The organism is Pantoea allii, assembly GCF_002307475.1.
GTDB lineage: Bacteria > Pseudomonadota > Gammaproteobacteria > Enterobacterales > Enterobacteriaceae > Pantoea > Pantoea allii.
Genome location: NZ_NTMH01000057.1, coordinates 66,489 through 81,161 on the forward strand (window position 1 = coordinate 66,489; position 14,673 = coordinate 81,161).

14 protein-coding genes are annotated in these 14,673 nt (G+C 53.4%); 8 read left to right on the plus strand and 6 right to left on the minus strand.

Going from position 1 to position 14,673, the window contains the following annotated elements:
- Window positions 1–78 precede the first annotated feature (78 nt).
- On the minus strand, window positions 79–456 hold the full coding sequence (locus tag CMR03_RS24735) for a winged helix-turn-helix transcriptional regulator (RefSeq protein WP_096012942.1): 378 nt from the start codon (window positions 454–456) through the stop codon (window positions 79–81).
- A gap of 233 nt (window positions 457–689) precedes the next feature.
- On the opposite strand from CMR03_RS24735, the gene CMR03_RS24740 reads away from it, so the two are divergent.
- On the plus strand, window positions 690–1,163 hold the full coding sequence (locus tag CMR03_RS24740) for a nuclear transport factor 2 family protein (protein WP_063877906.1): 474 nt from the start codon (window positions 690–692) through the stop codon (window positions 1,161–1,163).
- A gap of 58 nt (window positions 1,164–1,221) precedes the next feature.
- Here the strand turns inward: CMR03_RS24740 and CMR03_RS24745 are convergent, their stop codons facing one another.
- The gene (locus CMR03_RS24745) at window positions 1,222–1,692 is read right to left on the minus strand and encodes a thioesterase family protein (RefSeq protein WP_063877907.1); all 471 of its coding nucleotides are present in this window, start codon (window positions 1,690–1,692) and stop codon (window positions 1,222–1,224) included.
- A 190-nt stretch (window positions 1,693–1,882) separates the two neighbouring features.
- Here CMR03_RS24745 and pldA point away from each other — a divergent pair, with 190 nt between their 5' ends.
- From pldA to rhtC, 3 genes are read left to right on the plus strand one after another with little or no spacing between them, the layout of a single operon-like run.
- Window positions 1,883–2,758 carry a phospholipase A gene (pldA, locus tag CMR03_RS24750; RefSeq protein WP_063877908.1) on the plus strand — a complete coding sequence of 292 codons (876 nt, stop codon included), beginning with the start codon at window positions 1,883–1,885 and terminating at the stop codon, window positions 2,756–2,758.
- Between the two features lie 23 nt (window positions 2,759–2,781).
- A complete protein-coding gene (recQ, locus tag CMR03_RS24755; protein WP_063877909.1) occupies window positions 2,782–4,608 on the plus strand; it encodes an ATP-dependent DNA helicase RecQ in 1,827 nt (608 codons plus the stop codon).
- A 12-nt stretch (window positions 4,609–4,620) separates the two neighbouring features.
- Complete coding sequence (gene rhtC, locus CMR03_RS24760) at window positions 4,621–5,244, plus strand: threonine export protein RhtC (RefSeq protein ID WP_096012943.1); 624 nt, start codon at window positions 4,621–4,623, stop codon at window positions 5,242–5,244.
- A 73-nt stretch (window positions 5,245–5,317) separates the two neighbouring features.
- Here rhtC and rhtB read toward each other — a convergent pair whose 3' ends face one another.
- Window positions 5,318–5,941: a homoserine/homoserine lactone efflux protein gene (gene rhtB, locus CMR03_RS24765; RefSeq protein WP_063877911.1), complete on the minus strand. Its 624-nt coding sequence runs from the start codon at window positions 5,939–5,941 to the stop codon at window positions 5,318–5,320.
- Between the two features lie 114 nt (window positions 5,942–6,055).
- Between rhtB and pldB the strand changes: the two genes are divergently transcribed.
- Together pldB and yigL are read left to right on the plus strand one after the other, a co-directional pair.
- The gene (gene pldB / locus CMR03_RS24770; protein ID WP_096012944.1) at window positions 6,056–7,048 is read left to right on the plus strand and encodes a lysophospholipase L2; all 993 of its coding nucleotides are present in this window, start codon (window positions 6,056–6,058) and stop codon (window positions 7,046–7,048) included.
- 54 nt (window positions 7,049–7,102) lie between these two features.
- Window positions 7,103–7,903 (plus strand): sugar/pyridoxal phosphate phosphatase YigL, encoded by an 801-nt coding sequence (gene yigL, locus CMR03_RS24775; protein WP_063877913.1) that lies wholly within the window; start codon window positions 7,103–7,105, stop codon window positions 7,901–7,903.
- A gap of 40 nt (window positions 7,904–7,943) precedes the next feature.
- Here yigL and glpT read toward each other — a convergent pair whose 3' ends face one another.
- Window positions 7,944–9,284, minus strand: a complete 1,341-nt coding sequence (gene glpT, locus CMR03_RS24780; protein WP_096012945.1) for a glycerol-3-phosphate transporter — start codon at window positions 9,282–9,284, stop codon at window positions 7,944–7,946.
- 358 nt (window positions 9,285–9,642) lie between these two features.
- Here glpT and CMR03_RS24790 point away from each other — a divergent pair, with 358 nt between their 5' ends.
- The gene (locus tag CMR03_RS24790) at window positions 9,643–10,503 is read left to right on the plus strand and encodes a carboxylate/amino acid/amine transporter (protein WP_063877915.1); all 861 of its coding nucleotides are present in this window, start codon (window positions 9,643–9,645) and stop codon (window positions 10,501–10,503) included.
- Window positions 10,504–10,732: 229 nt separating this feature from the next.
- On the opposite strand, the gene CMR03_RS24795 is transcribed toward CMR03_RS24790, so the two are convergent.
- Together CMR03_RS24795 and metR are read right to left on the minus strand one after the other, a co-directional pair.
- On the minus strand, window positions 10,733–11,212 hold the full coding sequence (locus CMR03_RS24795) for a YehS family protein (RefSeq protein WP_063877917.1): 480 nt from the start codon (window positions 11,210–11,212) through the stop codon (window positions 10,733–10,735).
- A gap of 72 nt (window positions 11,213–11,284) precedes the next feature.
- A complete protein-coding gene (gene metR, locus CMR03_RS24800; RefSeq protein WP_063877918.1) occupies window positions 11,285–12,214 on the minus strand; it encodes an HTH-type transcriptional regulator MetR in 930 nt (309 codons plus the stop codon).
- A gap of 138 nt (window positions 12,215–12,352) precedes the next feature.
- Here metR and metE point away from each other — a divergent pair, with 138 nt between their 5' ends.
- On the plus strand, window positions 12,353–14,623 hold the full coding sequence (metE, locus tag CMR03_RS24805) for a 5-methyltetrahydropteroyltriglutamate--homocysteine S-methyltransferase (protein ID WP_096012946.1): 2,271 nt from the start codon (window positions 12,353–12,355) through the stop codon (window positions 14,621–14,623).
- The last annotated feature ends 50 nt before the right edge of the window (window positions 14,624–14,673 follow it).

A 14,673-nucleotide genomic window follows, 5' to 3' on the forward strand; every position in this document is an offset into this window, starting at 1 on the left:
TGAAGCGGCGTGACAGAGGGCCGCAATATTACCGCAGTCTTCGTTATCTCTGTAGCCAGATAGGGTGATAAAACAGGGTCAGTCTTTATCCGGCTCAAGGGCGCGCTGGCGAGCAAGACAAATGGTTTGATGATTGCTGTCTGCCCACTCAATCAGTTGCTGCATGGGTTTGAGAAATGAACGGCCTAAATCCGTCAGGCTGTACTCAACCCGTGGCGGCACTTCCGGATAGAGCGTCCGCAGGATATAACCGTCCATTTCCAGCCGTTTCAGACTGCGCGACAGGACCTGGCGGGCAACATCCCCGATATGACGGTGAAGCTCATTGAACCGCAGCGTCTGTTCGGCCAGCGCCTCAAGAATCAATAAACTCCATTTATCACCTATCCGGTCAAGTACGTCACGGATGGGACAAGGTTGCTCGTAAGTAAAGGTTGCGGGTAAAGATTTTGGCATCGGTGAGTTCCTGCGCAGCGTCAATAGTCACGTTCACGTGACTGGGTCATCACAACGTGACTTCTTGTTAACCATTTTTGGCGAATGTAACATCCACAACGTGACCAGTCTATTTTTGTGACCTGGTGTGATATCAAAACCTGATGGCGAGTCCGGCTCATCTTTGGCGGCCTGTCAGGACTGACTTTCGGGCGCGTAGCGGTTAGCGCCATAACAAATGCGCAAGGAGAATAATGATGACCACCTTTCTGAAAAACCTGTTGCTGGCGGTAGGTATCCTGACAGCGGGCGCGGTTTACGCCGCGCAACCCGGCGACGGCCGCGATCTCAAGACGGAAGAGGCTAATCGTGCATTGGTGCTCAACTTCTATGATCAATTTTTTAATCACCATAATGTCGCAGAAGCGGCCCGGGTTGTGGCGGACGATTACCGCCAGCACAATCCCGGATTGCCCAATGGTAAGGCACCGCTTGTTAACTTTTTTTCCGATTTTTTCAGGAAAAACCCGCAGTCAAAAGCACGCATCGTACGCAGTGCAACGGATGGCGATCTGGTGTGGCTACATGTGCACTCAACCAATGGTAAAAACGATCGTGGTCGGGCCGTGACGGATATTTTCCGGGTTAAAAAAGGAAAAATTGTTGAGCACTGGGATGTGGTTCAGGAGGTGCCTGAAAAATCGGCTAATGCGAATACCCTGTTCTGATGCCCAGCTGACGCAGACGTGGGGCGCCAGCGCGGCAGCCCCACGTTCCTTTTCCCTGTCAGCCTGTCAGATAGGTTGCCGTGGCGGTCGCCAGGTAGTCACCCTGCTGATTGTGTAATTCAACCCGTGCGACAGAGACTTTATTCCCGGCGCGCAGCAAACGGCTGGTGGCAATAAAACGCTCGCCCCGACCGGGACGCAGATAGTCAACCCGCATATCAATCGTTCCCATACGAGCCAGCCGCTGGCGCAGCACCTCCTCGCGAATACTTTCATCACGCGTCAACGCATGACTGACGCACACCATACCTGCTGCCACATCCAGTACGGCGGCGGTCACGCCACCGTGCAGGATCTGCTGAGCGGCATTGCCGACCAGCATGGTTTTGTTCGTAAAACTAATTTCAGCGCAGTCGGCGTCAAGGCGATCCAGCTCCAGGCCGAGAGCCTGATTAAACGGCATGTGATAAATAAAAATTTCACCGACCAGGCGGCGAGCTTCCTGCTGAGTCAATAGCACGGATGACATGGTGTTTAGTCCTGAATAGCTGGCAAATAAACTGTAGATGTTAACAAGTTGTTTATTCTATGCTTCGCTCGACAGGCTTTCCAGTTTAGGAAATCAGCGCTGATGTTCGCTCACATTTGTGTGTAGAATGTCCTGCTTTTTAAGACACCCATTCGCTTTTATGAATACGCAGTTTTCACCGGAGAATCCTATGCGTAAGCATCGCGCCTTGCTGGCGGCAATGTTACTTCCTGCTTTGGCGCAGGCGGACGAAGCCACGATCAAACACGTTCACGACGCACCGCAGGTGAGGGGCAGCATTATTGCCAATCTGCTGGAGCAGCACGACAATCCGTTTGTGCTTTATCCTTACGAAAATAACTATCTGCTGTACACGTACACCAGCGACATCAATAAAGAGGCGATTTCCTCTTATAACTGGGCAAAAAACGCACGCAAAGACGAAGTGAAATTCCAGCTCAGCCTGGCATTTCCGCTATGGCGCGGCATCGTGGGTGATAACTCCGTGTTAGCGGCGTCTTACACGCAGCGCTCATGGTGGCAGGTATCGAATAAAAAAGAGTCGTCACCTTTCCGGGAGACGAACTACGAGCCACAGATTTTCCTGGGCTGGGCGACAGATTACTCTCTCGCTGGCTGGACGCTGCGTGATGTTGAAGTGGGCGTTAATCATCAGTCCAATGGTCGCAGCGATCCGACTTCCCGCAGCTGGAACCGCGTTTATACCCGCCTGATGGCGCAAAACGGTAATTTCCTGGTGGAGATCAAACCCTGGTTCCGTATTTCTGAAAGCGCCAGTACGGATGATAACCCCGATATTACGAAATACATGGGCTACTACCGTGCCAAAGTGGGTTACGCGATGGGTGACAGCATTTTCAGCGTGGAAGGCAACTATAACTGGAATAGCGGCTATGGCGGCGCTACGCTGGGCTGGAGCTACCCGATTACTACGCACGTGCGTTTCTACACCCAGCTGTTCAGCGGCTATGGCGAATCCCTTATTGACTATAACCACCGTCAGACACGTTTGGGCGTAGGTGTAACGCTTAACGATTTGTTCTAATTAACCATTAAGTCAGGAATACAGTGGCAACCTCGGCAGTTCTTAATCAGGAAGCGTTGGCTAAGCAGGTATTGCAGGATACTTTTGGCTACCAGCAGTTTCGTCCCGGTCAGCAGGCCATTATCAATGAAGCGCTGAGTGGGCGGGATTGTCTGGTGGTGATGCCAACCGGCGGCGGTAAATCACTCTGCTATCAGATCCCTGCGCTGGTGCTCGAGGGGCTGACGCTGGTGGTGTCACCATTAATCTCTCTGATGAAAGATCAGGTAGATCAACTGCTGGCGAACGGCGTGGCCGCAGCCTGTCTGAATTCGACCATGACGCGCGAGCAGCAGCAGGCCGTGATGGCGGATTGCCGCAATGGGCGCGTTAAGCTGCTTTATATTGCGCCAGAACGTCTGATGATGGACAACTTCCTTGAAAGCCTGGCGCACTGGCAGCCCTGTATGCTTGCCGTGGATGAGGCGCACTGTATTTCGCAGTGGGGGCACGATTTCCGTCCGGAATATGGCGCGCTGGGTAAGATGCGCCAGCGTTTCCCCGATCTGCCTGTGATGGCCCTGACGGCGACCGCTGACGAAACGACCCGTCTTGATATCGTTAACCTGCTTCATATGCAGGACCCACTGATTCAAATCAGTAGCTTTGACCGTCCGAACATTCGTTACACCCTGGTGGAAAAGTTTAAGCCGACCGATCAGTTGCTGCGCTACGTGCAGGATCAACGGGGTAAGTGCGGCATTATCTACTGTAACAGCCGGGCAAAAGTCGAAGATACGGCAGCGCGTCTGCAAAGCCGTGGCCTGAGCGTCGGGGCATATCATGCCGGTATTGATAGCGCGCAGCGCGCCAGCGTACAGGAAGCATTCCAGCGCGATGATCTGCAAATCGTGGTGGCGACCGTGGCATTTGGGATGGGCATCAACAAGCCGAATGTGCGTTTTGTGGTGCACTTCGATATTCCGCGCAATATAGAATCTTATTATCAGGAAACAGGACGCGCCGGACGTGATGGCCTGCCTGCGGAAGCCATGATGCTCTACGATCCTGCTGATATGGCCTGGCTACGTAAATGCCTTGAAGAGAAGCAGCCCGGCCCGTTACAGGATATTGAACGTCATAAACTGAATGCGATGAATGCGTTTGCCGAAGCGCAGACCTGTCGTCGTTTGGTGCTGCTGAACTACTTTGGTGAAGGACGACAGCAACCCTGCGGAAACTGTGATATTTGCCTCGATCCACCTAAACGCTATGACGGCCTGGTGGAGGCCCAGAAGGCGCTTTCCAGTATTTATCGTGTCGGCCAGCGTTTTGGTATGGGCTACATTGTTGAAGTATTGCGTGGTGCCAATAATCACCGCATCCGTGAGCAGGGACACGACAAGCTGCCCGTGTATGGGCTGGGTAAAGAAAACAGCCATGAGCATTGGGTCAGTGTTTTGCGTCAGTTAATTCATCTGGGACTGGTTACGCAAAACATTGCTATGCACTCCGCGCTGCAGCTGACGGAAGCCGCCCGACCGGTATTACGCGGTGAAGTCCCGCTGATGCTGGCGGTGCCAAGACTGATAACCGCCAGACCGAAAAGCAGCGGGTCGGCAAAAGTCTATGGTGGCAACTATGACCGCAAGCTGTTTGCTAAACTGCGCAAGCTGCGTAAAGCGATTGCGGATGAAGAGAATATTCCTCCCTATGTGGTATTCAACGACGCCACGTTGCTGGAGATGGCTGAGCAGATGCCGGTCAGTGCGTCTGAAATGTTGAGCGTGAATGGGGTAGGTCATCGCAAACTGGAACGTTTTGGTAAGCCCTTTTTGCTGATGATTAAAGAACATCTCGATGAAGAGTAAAGAGGCGTTACCATGTTGATCTTGTTCAGTACCATTGCCCTGGTCCATCTTGTTGCGCTGATGAGCCCCGGCCCCGATTTCTTTTTTGTCTCGCAAACCGCCGCCAGTCGTTCGCGCAAAGAAGCCATGTTGGGTGTTTTGGGCATTACGCTGGCCGTTATGGTCTGGGCTGGGGTGGCATTAATGGGCCTGCATCTGATTCTGCAAAAGATGGCCTGGTTACACCAAATCATCATGGTCGGAGGCGGACTTTATCTGTTATGGATGGGATGGCAGTTAATCAGCTCAGCGCGCCAGCGTCATAAGCAGCCCGTCCAGCAGGAACCTGTCGCCGAGCTGCCAAAGAAAGGCAGAAGCTTTATTAAAGGCCTGCTGACCAACTTGTCTAACCCGAAAGCGGTGATCTACTTTGGTAGCGTCTTCTCATTGTTTATCGGTAACGACATGGGCGAGCTGGAACGCTGGGGGCTGTTCGTGCTGATAAGTGTCGAGACTTTTGCGTGGTTTTCTCTGGTCGCCGCTATTTTTTCCCTGCCGTGGATGCGGGATAAATATCAACGTGCTGCCAAGTGGGTGGATGGCGTGGCGGGCGTGCTGTTCGCTGGTTTTGGCATTCATCTGATCCTGTCGCGCTGATAGCCGATTATCGGTCACTTCAGCGCTAATGCAGCCGCCGACAGGGTCACTGTCAGCGGCAGCCTCGGCCCGGTCAGGCGATACGTCTGGCGCTGGCGAGCAGTCCCCCAATCGCGATGAATAAGCCGCCGAAAATGCGGTTCATCAGCTTCATCTGCTTAGGTCCTTTAATCCATCCTGCAATGCGCGTGGCTAACGTGGCATAGCCAATCATAACCACGATATCCACCAGGACGGTTGTTACGCCCAGTACCAGATACTGCAGCATGAGTGGCTGGTGAGGCAGGATAAACTGGGGAAACAGCGCCGCCAGAAACACAATGCTTTTCGGATTGGTCAGGTTCACCATCACCGCCCGTTTGAACAGACGACGACGCGGCATGGCTTTCGACATGGCGTTAAGGTCAATGGCACCCGCAGTGCGCCACTGTTGGATGCCCAGCCAGACCAGATAACCTGCACCAGCCCACTTTAAAATCTCAAACGCCAGCAGCGACTGGGAAAAGAGCGCCCCAAGACCGATCCCCACCAGGGCGATATGCAGTGCAAGACCGACCTGCAAGCCAGAAATAGACGCGACCGCGCCACGATAACCGTGACTGATGCCGGTGCTCATGGTGTTAATGGCACCAGAGCCGGGCGAAAGGCTAAGAATTGTGGTGGTAAGAAGATAGGTCAGCCACCATTCGATGGTCATGGGTTGTACTCCCTGTCGCGTCTGAAGTGTGACACAATACGCCAGAATGATGCGCAGGGCTACGGGCATCATGCGGCCGTTCAGACTCTTTTTTTTCGGCAACCAGGAGGGCGGATGAAGCAACACAGAGCAAGCTGGCTGCAACGTGAACAGGCGTTTGCCGCCTTTGCTACCGGCCCATTGCTTGATTTCTGGCACAGCCGTGAAGAGTGTGAATTTACCGGCGTTGAAAATCTGACGTTACGTTATGTCCGGTTCATTTCACCGAAACACAAGCGCGTTATTTTGATCGTACCCGGGCGCATTGAGAGCTACGTTAAATACCCCGAGCTGGCTTACGATCTGTTCCACTGCGGATTTGACGTGATCGTGTTCGATCATCGGGGACAGGGACGATCGGATCGCCTGCTGGACGACTCTCATCGTGGACATGTCGTGGAGTTTTCCCACTATGTTGATGATCTCGAAACGCTTTATCTCAAAGAGATTGTAAGCCGTCATTACCAGCAGCGTTATGCGTTAGCCCATTCGATGGGCGGGGCGATTCTGGCCCTGTTTCTGGCGCGTCAGCCTGGTGCGTTTCATGCTGCGGCACTGGTCGCGCCGATGTTTGGCATTGCTTTGCCGTTACCCTCTTTTCTGGCGCATAAAATACTCGACTGGGCGGAAAAAAGGCCTGCCGTGCGCGATGGCTATGCGTTAGGCACAGGGCGCTGGCGGGCGCATCCTTTTGGCATTAATCGCCTGACACACAGCCATGAGCGTTATCGGCGCAGCCTGCGTTTTTATGCGGACGATCCGGCCATTCGTGTTGGCGGACCCACTTATCACTGGGTTCGGGAAGGCATTCATGCCGGACGTAACATCTTCAGTCAGGTGGATAAAATGACGACCCCGCTGCTGCTGCTGCAGGCCAGCGAAGACAGCGTGGTAGATAACCGCTCACAAGATCTTTTTTGTACCGCCATGGCGGCGGCGGGGCATCCCTGTGAGGGACGCAAACCCCAGATCATTAAAGGTGCGCGCCACGAGATCCTGTTTGAAAAAGACAGCATGCGTGCTGAAGCACTCAATGCGATCGTCGATTTCTTTTTGTCGCATCATTAGTACTCCGTTTACATTACCGGCTACGGCCAACCGACACAGATACCCGAGGTTTTCATGTACCACATTGTTGTGTCCGACCTGGACGGCACACTGCTTTCCCCCGAACATCGCCTCACGCCTGATGCCCGCGAAACCTTGCAACAGCTGGTTGCACAAGGCATTCACTTTATTTTCGCCACGGGCCGCCATCATATTGATGTTGGGCAAATGCGCGACAAGCTGGGTATTCCGGCGTATATGATTACGTCAAACGGCGCGCGCGTGCACAATCCCGCAGGAGAGCTGATTTTTAGCCACAATCTGGATATGGATATTGCCCAGGATCTGTTTGGGCTGCAGTACCATCATCCGGAAGTGCTGACGCACGTTTATCGCGATGATGAGTGGTTTGTCAGCCGTTGCAGCCCGGCAGAGAAAGACTATTTTCGCGAATCCGATTTCCATTATCAGGTTTATGAACCGGGTATATTGCCGACTGACGGCATCAGCAAAGTCTTTTTCACCTGTGAAGAGCCTGAGCATCTGATTCCTATGGAGCTGGCGATTGAAGCGCGCTGGGGCGATCGCGTTAACGTCAGCTTTTCACTGCCGACCTGTCTGGAGGTGATGGCGGGCGGTGTTTCTAAAGGTCATGCACTTGAATCCGTAGCGAAACAGTTAGGCTTTACGCTGAAAGACTGTATTGCCTTTGGTGATGGTATGAACGACGTAGAAATGCTGAGTATGGCAGGCAAGGGCTGCATTATGGCTAACGCGCACCAGCGTCTGAAAGATACCCTGCCGGAGCTGGAAGTGATTGGCAGCAACGCCGAGGATGCGGTGCCGGCAACGCTAAGAAAGTTGTATTTATCGTAGCGCGCCTGCGCAGAAGGCCGGCGAACCGGCCTTCTGACGGTTACGCCAGTTTTTGTTTGTGTTTATGCTCGCTGACCATGGTGAGCAGTAACAAAATCACCGCCAGCACACAGCCCACAATCATCACCAGGAAGCCGCCATCCCAGCCAAAATAGTCCACCGTGTAACCCACAATGGCGCTGGCTGCGACCGAACCGCCCAGATAACCGAACAATCCGGTAAAACCGGCTGCCGTCCCGGCGGCTTTTTTCGGTGCGAGTTCCAGCGCATGTAGCCCTATCAGCATCACCGGACCATAGATCAAAAAGCCAATGATTATCATGCAGGCCATATCTACACCGGGATTTCCTGGCGGATTAAGCCAGTAAACCACCGTCGCGATGGTGACCAGCGTCATAAAGAACACGCCCGTCGCTCCACGGTTTCCGCGAAAGACTTTATCTGACATCCAGCCGCACAACAGCGTGCCGGGAATTCCTGCATATTCATAGAAGAAGTAAGCCCACGATGACTTATCCAGGGTGAAGTGTTTTACCTCTTTGAGGTACGTCGGCGACCAGTCCAGAATGCCGTAACGCAGCAGATAAACAAACACGTTTGCCAGGGCGATATACCACAGTAATTTGTTTGGCAGGACATACTTCATGAAGATTTGTTTTGCGGTGAATTCTTCTTCATGGCTCGCGTTGTAATCCGCCGGATAATCGTCTTTATAAGCCTCAACAGGCGGCAGGCCACAGGACTGTGGTGTATCTCGCATCAGCGCAAAGGCCAGGATTGCAATGGCAATCGCGCCGAAGGCGGGCATATAAAGGGCCGCTTTCCAGTCGTTAAACCACGCCATTCCCAGCAAAAACAGCAGGGGAGGAATTCCCCCGCCGACGTTATGCGCACAGTTCCACACCGACACAATACCGCCACGCTCTTTTTGCGACCACCAGTGCACCATGGTGCGTCCGCAGGGCGGCCAGCCCATCCCCTGGAACCAGCCACAGATAAACAGCAAGACAAACATCACCATAATGCTGGAGGTCGCCCAGGGAACAAACCCCATGAACAGCATCACGACAGCGGCCAGAATCAATCCGGCAGGTAAAAAAACGCGGGGATTAGAGCGATCCGATACCGAACCCATAATGAACTTGGAAAAGCCGTAAGCGATAGAGATGCCCGAAAGCGCAAACCCCAGATCGCCGCGCGAGAAGCCCTGTTCAACCAGATAAGGCATGGCCAGGGCAAAATTTTTCCTGACCAGATAGTAAGCCGCATAGCCAAAGAAAATACCGATGAAGATCTGCCAACGCAGGCGGCGATAGAGGGGATCGACACGATCCTCTGCCACCTGGGGCTGGTGTGGTGCAGGTTTAAAAATACTTAACATTATGGTGGCCCTCCGGGCGCATTATGGTTTTGATTCCCCAGCAGGTTGGGTCGAAACATAAAAAAATGGTGCTCGCGATGCACCATTTCGCGCAGAGAATAGACAGAGGCAGTGCTGTTTACTGTGATGAATGACAAATTTGTTACAGTTTTATTACAGCAAAGCGCGAAAATGCCAGGCAGATGCGCTTTTTCGCACATTTTTGGCGGCAACAGGCGTGGTGTGGGAAGGATAAAACAGGCAGAGAAAAAGGATAACGCCTGAATGCCTGGTAAGTAACCAGATGTCAACCAGATAAATCGGCTCTGATTCAGGACTTTGTTTACACTGACGCTCTGTTTATTTCGGGGTTGTTACCGTGCTTTTATTGATCGTTACTACCATTCTGTGGGCATTTTCTTTTAGCCTGATCGGTGAGTACCTTGCCGGGCAGGTCGACAGCTGGTTTTCCGTATTGATGCGCCTGGCGCTGGCCGCCATTGTCTTTCTGCCGTTCCTGCGCTGGCGTGGCTACCGGCCTTCAACGCTCTTGCTCTATATGCTGGTCGGGATGCTGCAACTGGGCATTATGTATTTACTGAGTTTTGAAGCCTATTTGTATTTGAGCGTGTCAGAATTCCTGCTGTTTACCGTCATGACGCCGCTCTATGTCACCTTGATCTACGACCTGATAAGTCGGAGGCCTCTGCGCGTCGGATACATTTTCAGTGCCTTGCTGGCCGTTGCGGGCGCGGCGATTATTCGCTACGACAAAGTCAGCGAAAACTTCTGGTTTGGTCTGCTGTTAGTGCAGTTAGCCAATATCTGCTTCGCGGCCGGGATGGTGGGCTATAAACGTTTGCAGGAAACCCGGCCGATGCCGCAGCACACGGCGTTTTCGTGGTTTTATCTGGGCGCGGTGCTGATAGCTATTATTGCCTGGGCAGCCTGGGGCAATCCCAACAAATTACCCACGACGACGCTGCAGTGGGGAATCCTTGTATGGTTGGGCGTTGCGGCGTCGGGACTGGGTTATTTTATGTGGAACTATGGGGCAACGCAGGTCGATGCCGGCACGTTGGGCATTATGAATAACATGCACGTTCCGGCCGGATTGCTGGTTAACCTTGCGATATGGCAGCAAAAACCGCACTGGCCAAGCTTTATCGCTGGTGCCCTCGTGATTATGGCGTCGCTGTGGGTACATAAGCGCTGGGTAGTCGGTAACAGCGCGAAATAGCCGGGCTGACCTTAGCGGGAAAAAAGGTCAGTGAGGGATGAGAAGGCGCGCCGGGCGCCTCGTCCGGCGAGTAACGCCTGATGCGCTAAAGGCTGAACGGCTTATGCTTACTCGTGATGACATATTTCGCGAGCGAGCGGCAGTACACAGCCTCTGCGCGTCAGGCAGGAAAGCAAACGGGCACGGATGTCTGCTTTCCCGACCGGGTGAAATACCATCGAGCTGCGTTTTAAGCGGGTTTGCCTGTGGCGGGCCGATGAATCATCGTCAGCCCTTTAAGGAAATTACGCAGAATCTGGTCACCGCATTCACGGTAATTTTTATGATCCGGTTTGCGGAAGATCGCGCCAATCTCTGCCTGAGAAACCGTAAAATTGGCCTTTTTTAGCACCTCAGGAATATCCGTCGTTTTTAAATCAAACGCGATGCGCAGCTTTTTCATGAAGATGTTGTTGTTCATCTTGCGCTCAATGGACGGCGCGGGCGCGTCTTCACTTTTGCCACGGCGATGAAAAATTAAACCGTTAAGGAAATATCCCATCACAACATCGGGGCAGGGACGGAATGCCGCATCCTCATCTTTCTTCAGCCAGCTGGTGATATCAGCCTGAGCAACCTCACATTCAGCCAGCGCAAAAATCGCCACCATTTTGGCATCGTTCAGATCGAGCATATAGCGCACGCTGCGCAGAATATCGTTGTTAGTCATGGTGAGATCTTCTCATGGTAAATCGACAGGCTGCGCATTATAGGGGATTTTGCCTGCTACCGTGCAGCTTTGTCACTCACGCGATAAAACCTTAGCAGGATGCGCGGCGTCCCTGACGAACGGCAGATGCTCGCAGGCATGCTGACGGGCAAAACGCATAAAGGCTTCCAGTACCGGCTGACGCTGTTCCCCGTCGCGCACGGCGGCATAAAGGCGGCTCCATAAGCCGTCGCCCAGCGTTTTGGTGATCACCAGTCCCTGTTTTTCAAAGCTTTCTACCACCCAGTGCGGCAGTGCCGCAATTCCCATGCGCGCCGATACCATCTGAATCATTAACAGGGTGTTATCGACGTTCTTAAGTGCAGGGCTGATTCCAGCAGGTTGCAGAAAGTGACGCCAGATATCCAGCCGCTGGCGTTGTACCGGATAAATCATCAGGACTTCATCCGCCAGATCGTCAGGGGAAATATGTTCAACCTGTGCCAGAGGATGATCCGGTGCCAGCACCAGTCGGACTTCGAAATCGAACATCGGGGAATAGAACAAGCCTGAGCGCGGCAGGATATCCGAGGTTAATACAATATCCAGTTCCCCCTGCTGCAGGGCGGGCTGCGGATCAAAGGTCACGCCGGATTTAAAATCCATCACCACCTGGGGCCAGCTCTGGCGAAACTTATCTAATGCCGGCGTAAGCCACTGGATACAGCTGTGACACTCAATCGCCACGCGCAGGGTTGTCTGATGCGGCTCGTGGCAGGCCTGAAGTGCCTGCTGAATCTGCGGCAGTATCTGCTCTGCCAACTGCAATAAAATTTCGCCCTGCGGCGTAAAACGCAATGGCTGACTTTTACGGACAAACAGACGGAATCCCAGCCGCTGTTCCAGATCGCTGAACTGATGTGATAACGCCGACTGTGTCTGATGAAGCTGAGCCGCTGCCGCTGCCAGCGAGCCCGTATTCTGCAGAGCCTGAAGCGTCCGGAGGTGTTTGAATTCGATCATGAGAGTCCTTCACATCGAAACTGAATAATTTGCGCTTGAGGAACATACAGTACCCGCAGAATATAGCGGTGTAAACATCTGGACGGCTAAACATCTTTAGCGACCCGCTAAAGCCGAAGAATTTCTGGAGAATAGTGAATGACTATCCTGAATCATACTCTCGGTTTTCCACGTATTGGCCTGCGTCGTGAGCTGAAAAAAGCACAAGAAAGTTATTGGGCTGGCAACATCACGCAGGAAGAACTTCTGGCGGTGGGTCGCGAACTGCGCGCCCGCCACTGGCAACAACAGAAAGAGGCCGGCGTCGATGTGCTGCCGGTCGGTGATTTTGCCTGGTACGATCACGTTCTGACGACCAGCCTGATGCTGGGCAATGTGCCTGCTCGCCATCAAAACAACGATGGCTCCGTTGATCTGGATACGCTGTTCCGCCTGGGCCGTGGTCGTGCACCGACGGGTGAGCCGGCGGCAGCGGCGGAAATGACCAAATGGTTTAACACCAACTATCACTACATCGTGCCAGAATTCACTCAAGGGCAGTCGTTTTCATTAACCTGGACTCAACTGCTGGATGACGTGGACGAGGCGCTGGCGCTGGGTCATCACATCAAGCCCGTATTGTTAGGCCCGGTAACCTACCTCTGGCTGGGGAAAGTAAAAGGTGTGCCGTTTGATCGTCTGTCACTGCTGAACGACATTCTGCCCGTTTATCAGCAGATCCTGGCCGAACTGAAAAAGCGCAACATAGAGTGGGTACAGATTGATGAGCCCGCCCTGGCGCTGGAACTGCCGCAGGCATGGCGTGATGCGTTTAAACTCACTTACGCTGCATTACAGGGTTATAGCAAACTGCTGCTCACCACCTATTTTGACAGCATCGGTCAGAACCTGGATGTCATCAGGTCACTGCCCGTGCAAGGCCTGCATGTGGATCTGGTGCAGGGCAAAGATGACATTCAGCGGTTGAACCAACAACTGCCCGCAGAGTGGTTGCTGTCTGTCGGTGTCATCAATGGTCGTAACGTCTGGCGTGCCGATCTCAGCCACTGGTTTGAACGCCTGCAGCCGCTGGTGGGCTCTCGCAAGCACCTGTGGATTGGTACCTCATGCTCACTGCTGCACAGCCCCATCGATCTCAGCGTAGAAACCCGTCTGGACGATGAAGTGAAAAGCTGGTTTGCCTTTGCGTTGCAAAAATGTCGTGAGCTGTCGCTACTGAGCACGGCGCTTAATCACAACGATCCCGGCTCCCTGGTGGAGTGGAGCGCGCCGGTTCAGGCACGCGCTCACTCAAGCCGCGTTCACAATGCGGCTGTTGCGCAGCGTCTGGCAAACGTTCAGGCCAAAGATACCGCGCGCGCCAGTGCTTACCCCGAGCGGGCCAGAGCACAGCGCCAGCGTTTCAATCTGCCCGCGTGGCCGACCACTACCATCGGCTCCTTTCCACAAACCCCCGAAATTCGTGGCCTGCGGCTCGACTTCAAAAAAGGCGCAATAGATAGCGCGCATTACCGTACCGGTATTGCCGGGCACATCAAGCAGGCGATTGTTGAACAGGAGCGTCTGGGGCTGGACGTGCTGGTTCATGGCGAGGCCGAACGCAACGATATGGTGGAATACTTCGGCGAGAATCTGGATGGCTTCGTGTTTACGCAAAATGGTTGGGTACAAAGCTACGGTTCACGTTGTGTTAAACCGCCGGTGATCATTGGTGATGTCAGCCGTCCGGAAGCCATTACCGTCGAGTGGGCGAGGTATGCTCAGTCACTCACCGATAAGCCGGTAAAAGGCATGTTGACGGGTCCGGTAACGATTCTTTGTTGGTCATTCCCGCGTGAGGATGTGTCACGTGAAACGATCGCCAAACAGATTGCGCTGGCGCTGCGTGATGAAGTTGCCGATCTGGAAGCCGCCGGTATTGGCATCATTCAGATTGATGAGCCTGCACTGCGTGAAGGCTTACCGCTGCATCAGTCAGACTGGGCCGACTATCTGCGCTGGGCGGTAGAGGCGTTTCGGTTAAACGCCGCCGTCGCCAAAGACGACACACAGATTCACACGCACATGTGTTATTGCGAGTTTAACGACATCATGGCATCCATTGCGGCACTGGATGCGGACGTGATTACCATCGAAACGTCGCGTTCTGATATGGATTTGCTGGATGCATTTAACGCGTTCGAATATCCAAACGAAATCGGGCCCGGTGTTTACGATATTCACTCGCCCAACGTACCCGATGTCGAGTGGATAGAAAATTTGTTACGTAAGGCGGCACAAAGTATTCCAGAAGAACGTCTGTGGGTGAATCCGGACTGCGGCCTGAAAACCCGTGGCTGGCGCGAAACCCGACAGGCACTGGCTAACATGGTTAAAGCGGCAAAAAACCTGCGGGGTGAAACCGCCTGATTTCCTGGTGTTGTGTCAATACGTTGTCAGTATGTTGGGGCGCTTGCGCG

Bases quoted from the DNA above. Each gene is read 5' to 3' on its own strand.
- CMR03_RS24735 (WP_096012942.1), bottom strand. From the start codon at position 456: ATGCCAAAATCTTTACCCGCAACCTTTACTTACGAGCAACCTTGTCCC.
- CMR03_RS24740 (WP_063877906.1), top strand. From the start codon at position 690: ATGATGACCACCTTTCTGAAAAACCTGTTGCTGGCGGTAGGTATCCTG.
- CMR03_RS24745 (WP_063877907.1), bottom strand. From the start codon at position 1,692: ATGTCATCCGTGCTATTGACTCAGCAGGAAGCTCGCCGCCTGGTCGGT.
- pldA (WP_063877908.1), top strand. From the start codon at position 1,883: ATGCGTAAGCATCGCGCCTTGCTGGCGGCAATGTTACTTCCTGCTTTG.
- rhtC (WP_096012943.1), top strand. From the start codon at position 4,621: ATGTTGATCTTGTTCAGTACCATTGCCCTGGTCCATCTTGTTGCGCTG.
- rhtB (WP_063877911.1), bottom strand. From the start codon at position 5,941: ATGACCATCGAATGGTGGCTGACCTATCTTCTTACCACCACAATTCTT.
- pldB (WP_096012944.1), top strand. From the start codon at position 6,056: ATGAAGCAACACAGAGCAAGCTGGCTGCAACGTGAACAGGCGTTTGCC.
- yigL (WP_063877913.1), top strand. From the start codon at position 7,103: ATGTACCACATTGTTGTGTCCGACCTGGACGGCACACTGCTTTCCCCC.
- glpT (WP_096012945.1), bottom strand. From the start codon at position 9,284: ATGTTAAGTATTTTTAAACCTGCACCACACCAGCCCCAGGTGGCAGAG.
- CMR03_RS24795 (WP_063877917.1), bottom strand. From the start codon at position 11,212: ATGACTAACAACGATATTCTGCGCAGCGTGCGCTATATGCTCGATCTG.
- metR (WP_063877918.1), bottom strand. From the start codon at position 12,214: ATGATCGAATTCAAACACCTCCGGACGCTTCAGGCTCTGCAGAATACG.
- metE (WP_096012946.1), top strand. From the start codon at position 12,353: ATGACTATCCTGAATCATACTCTCGGTTTTCCACGTATTGGCCTGCGT.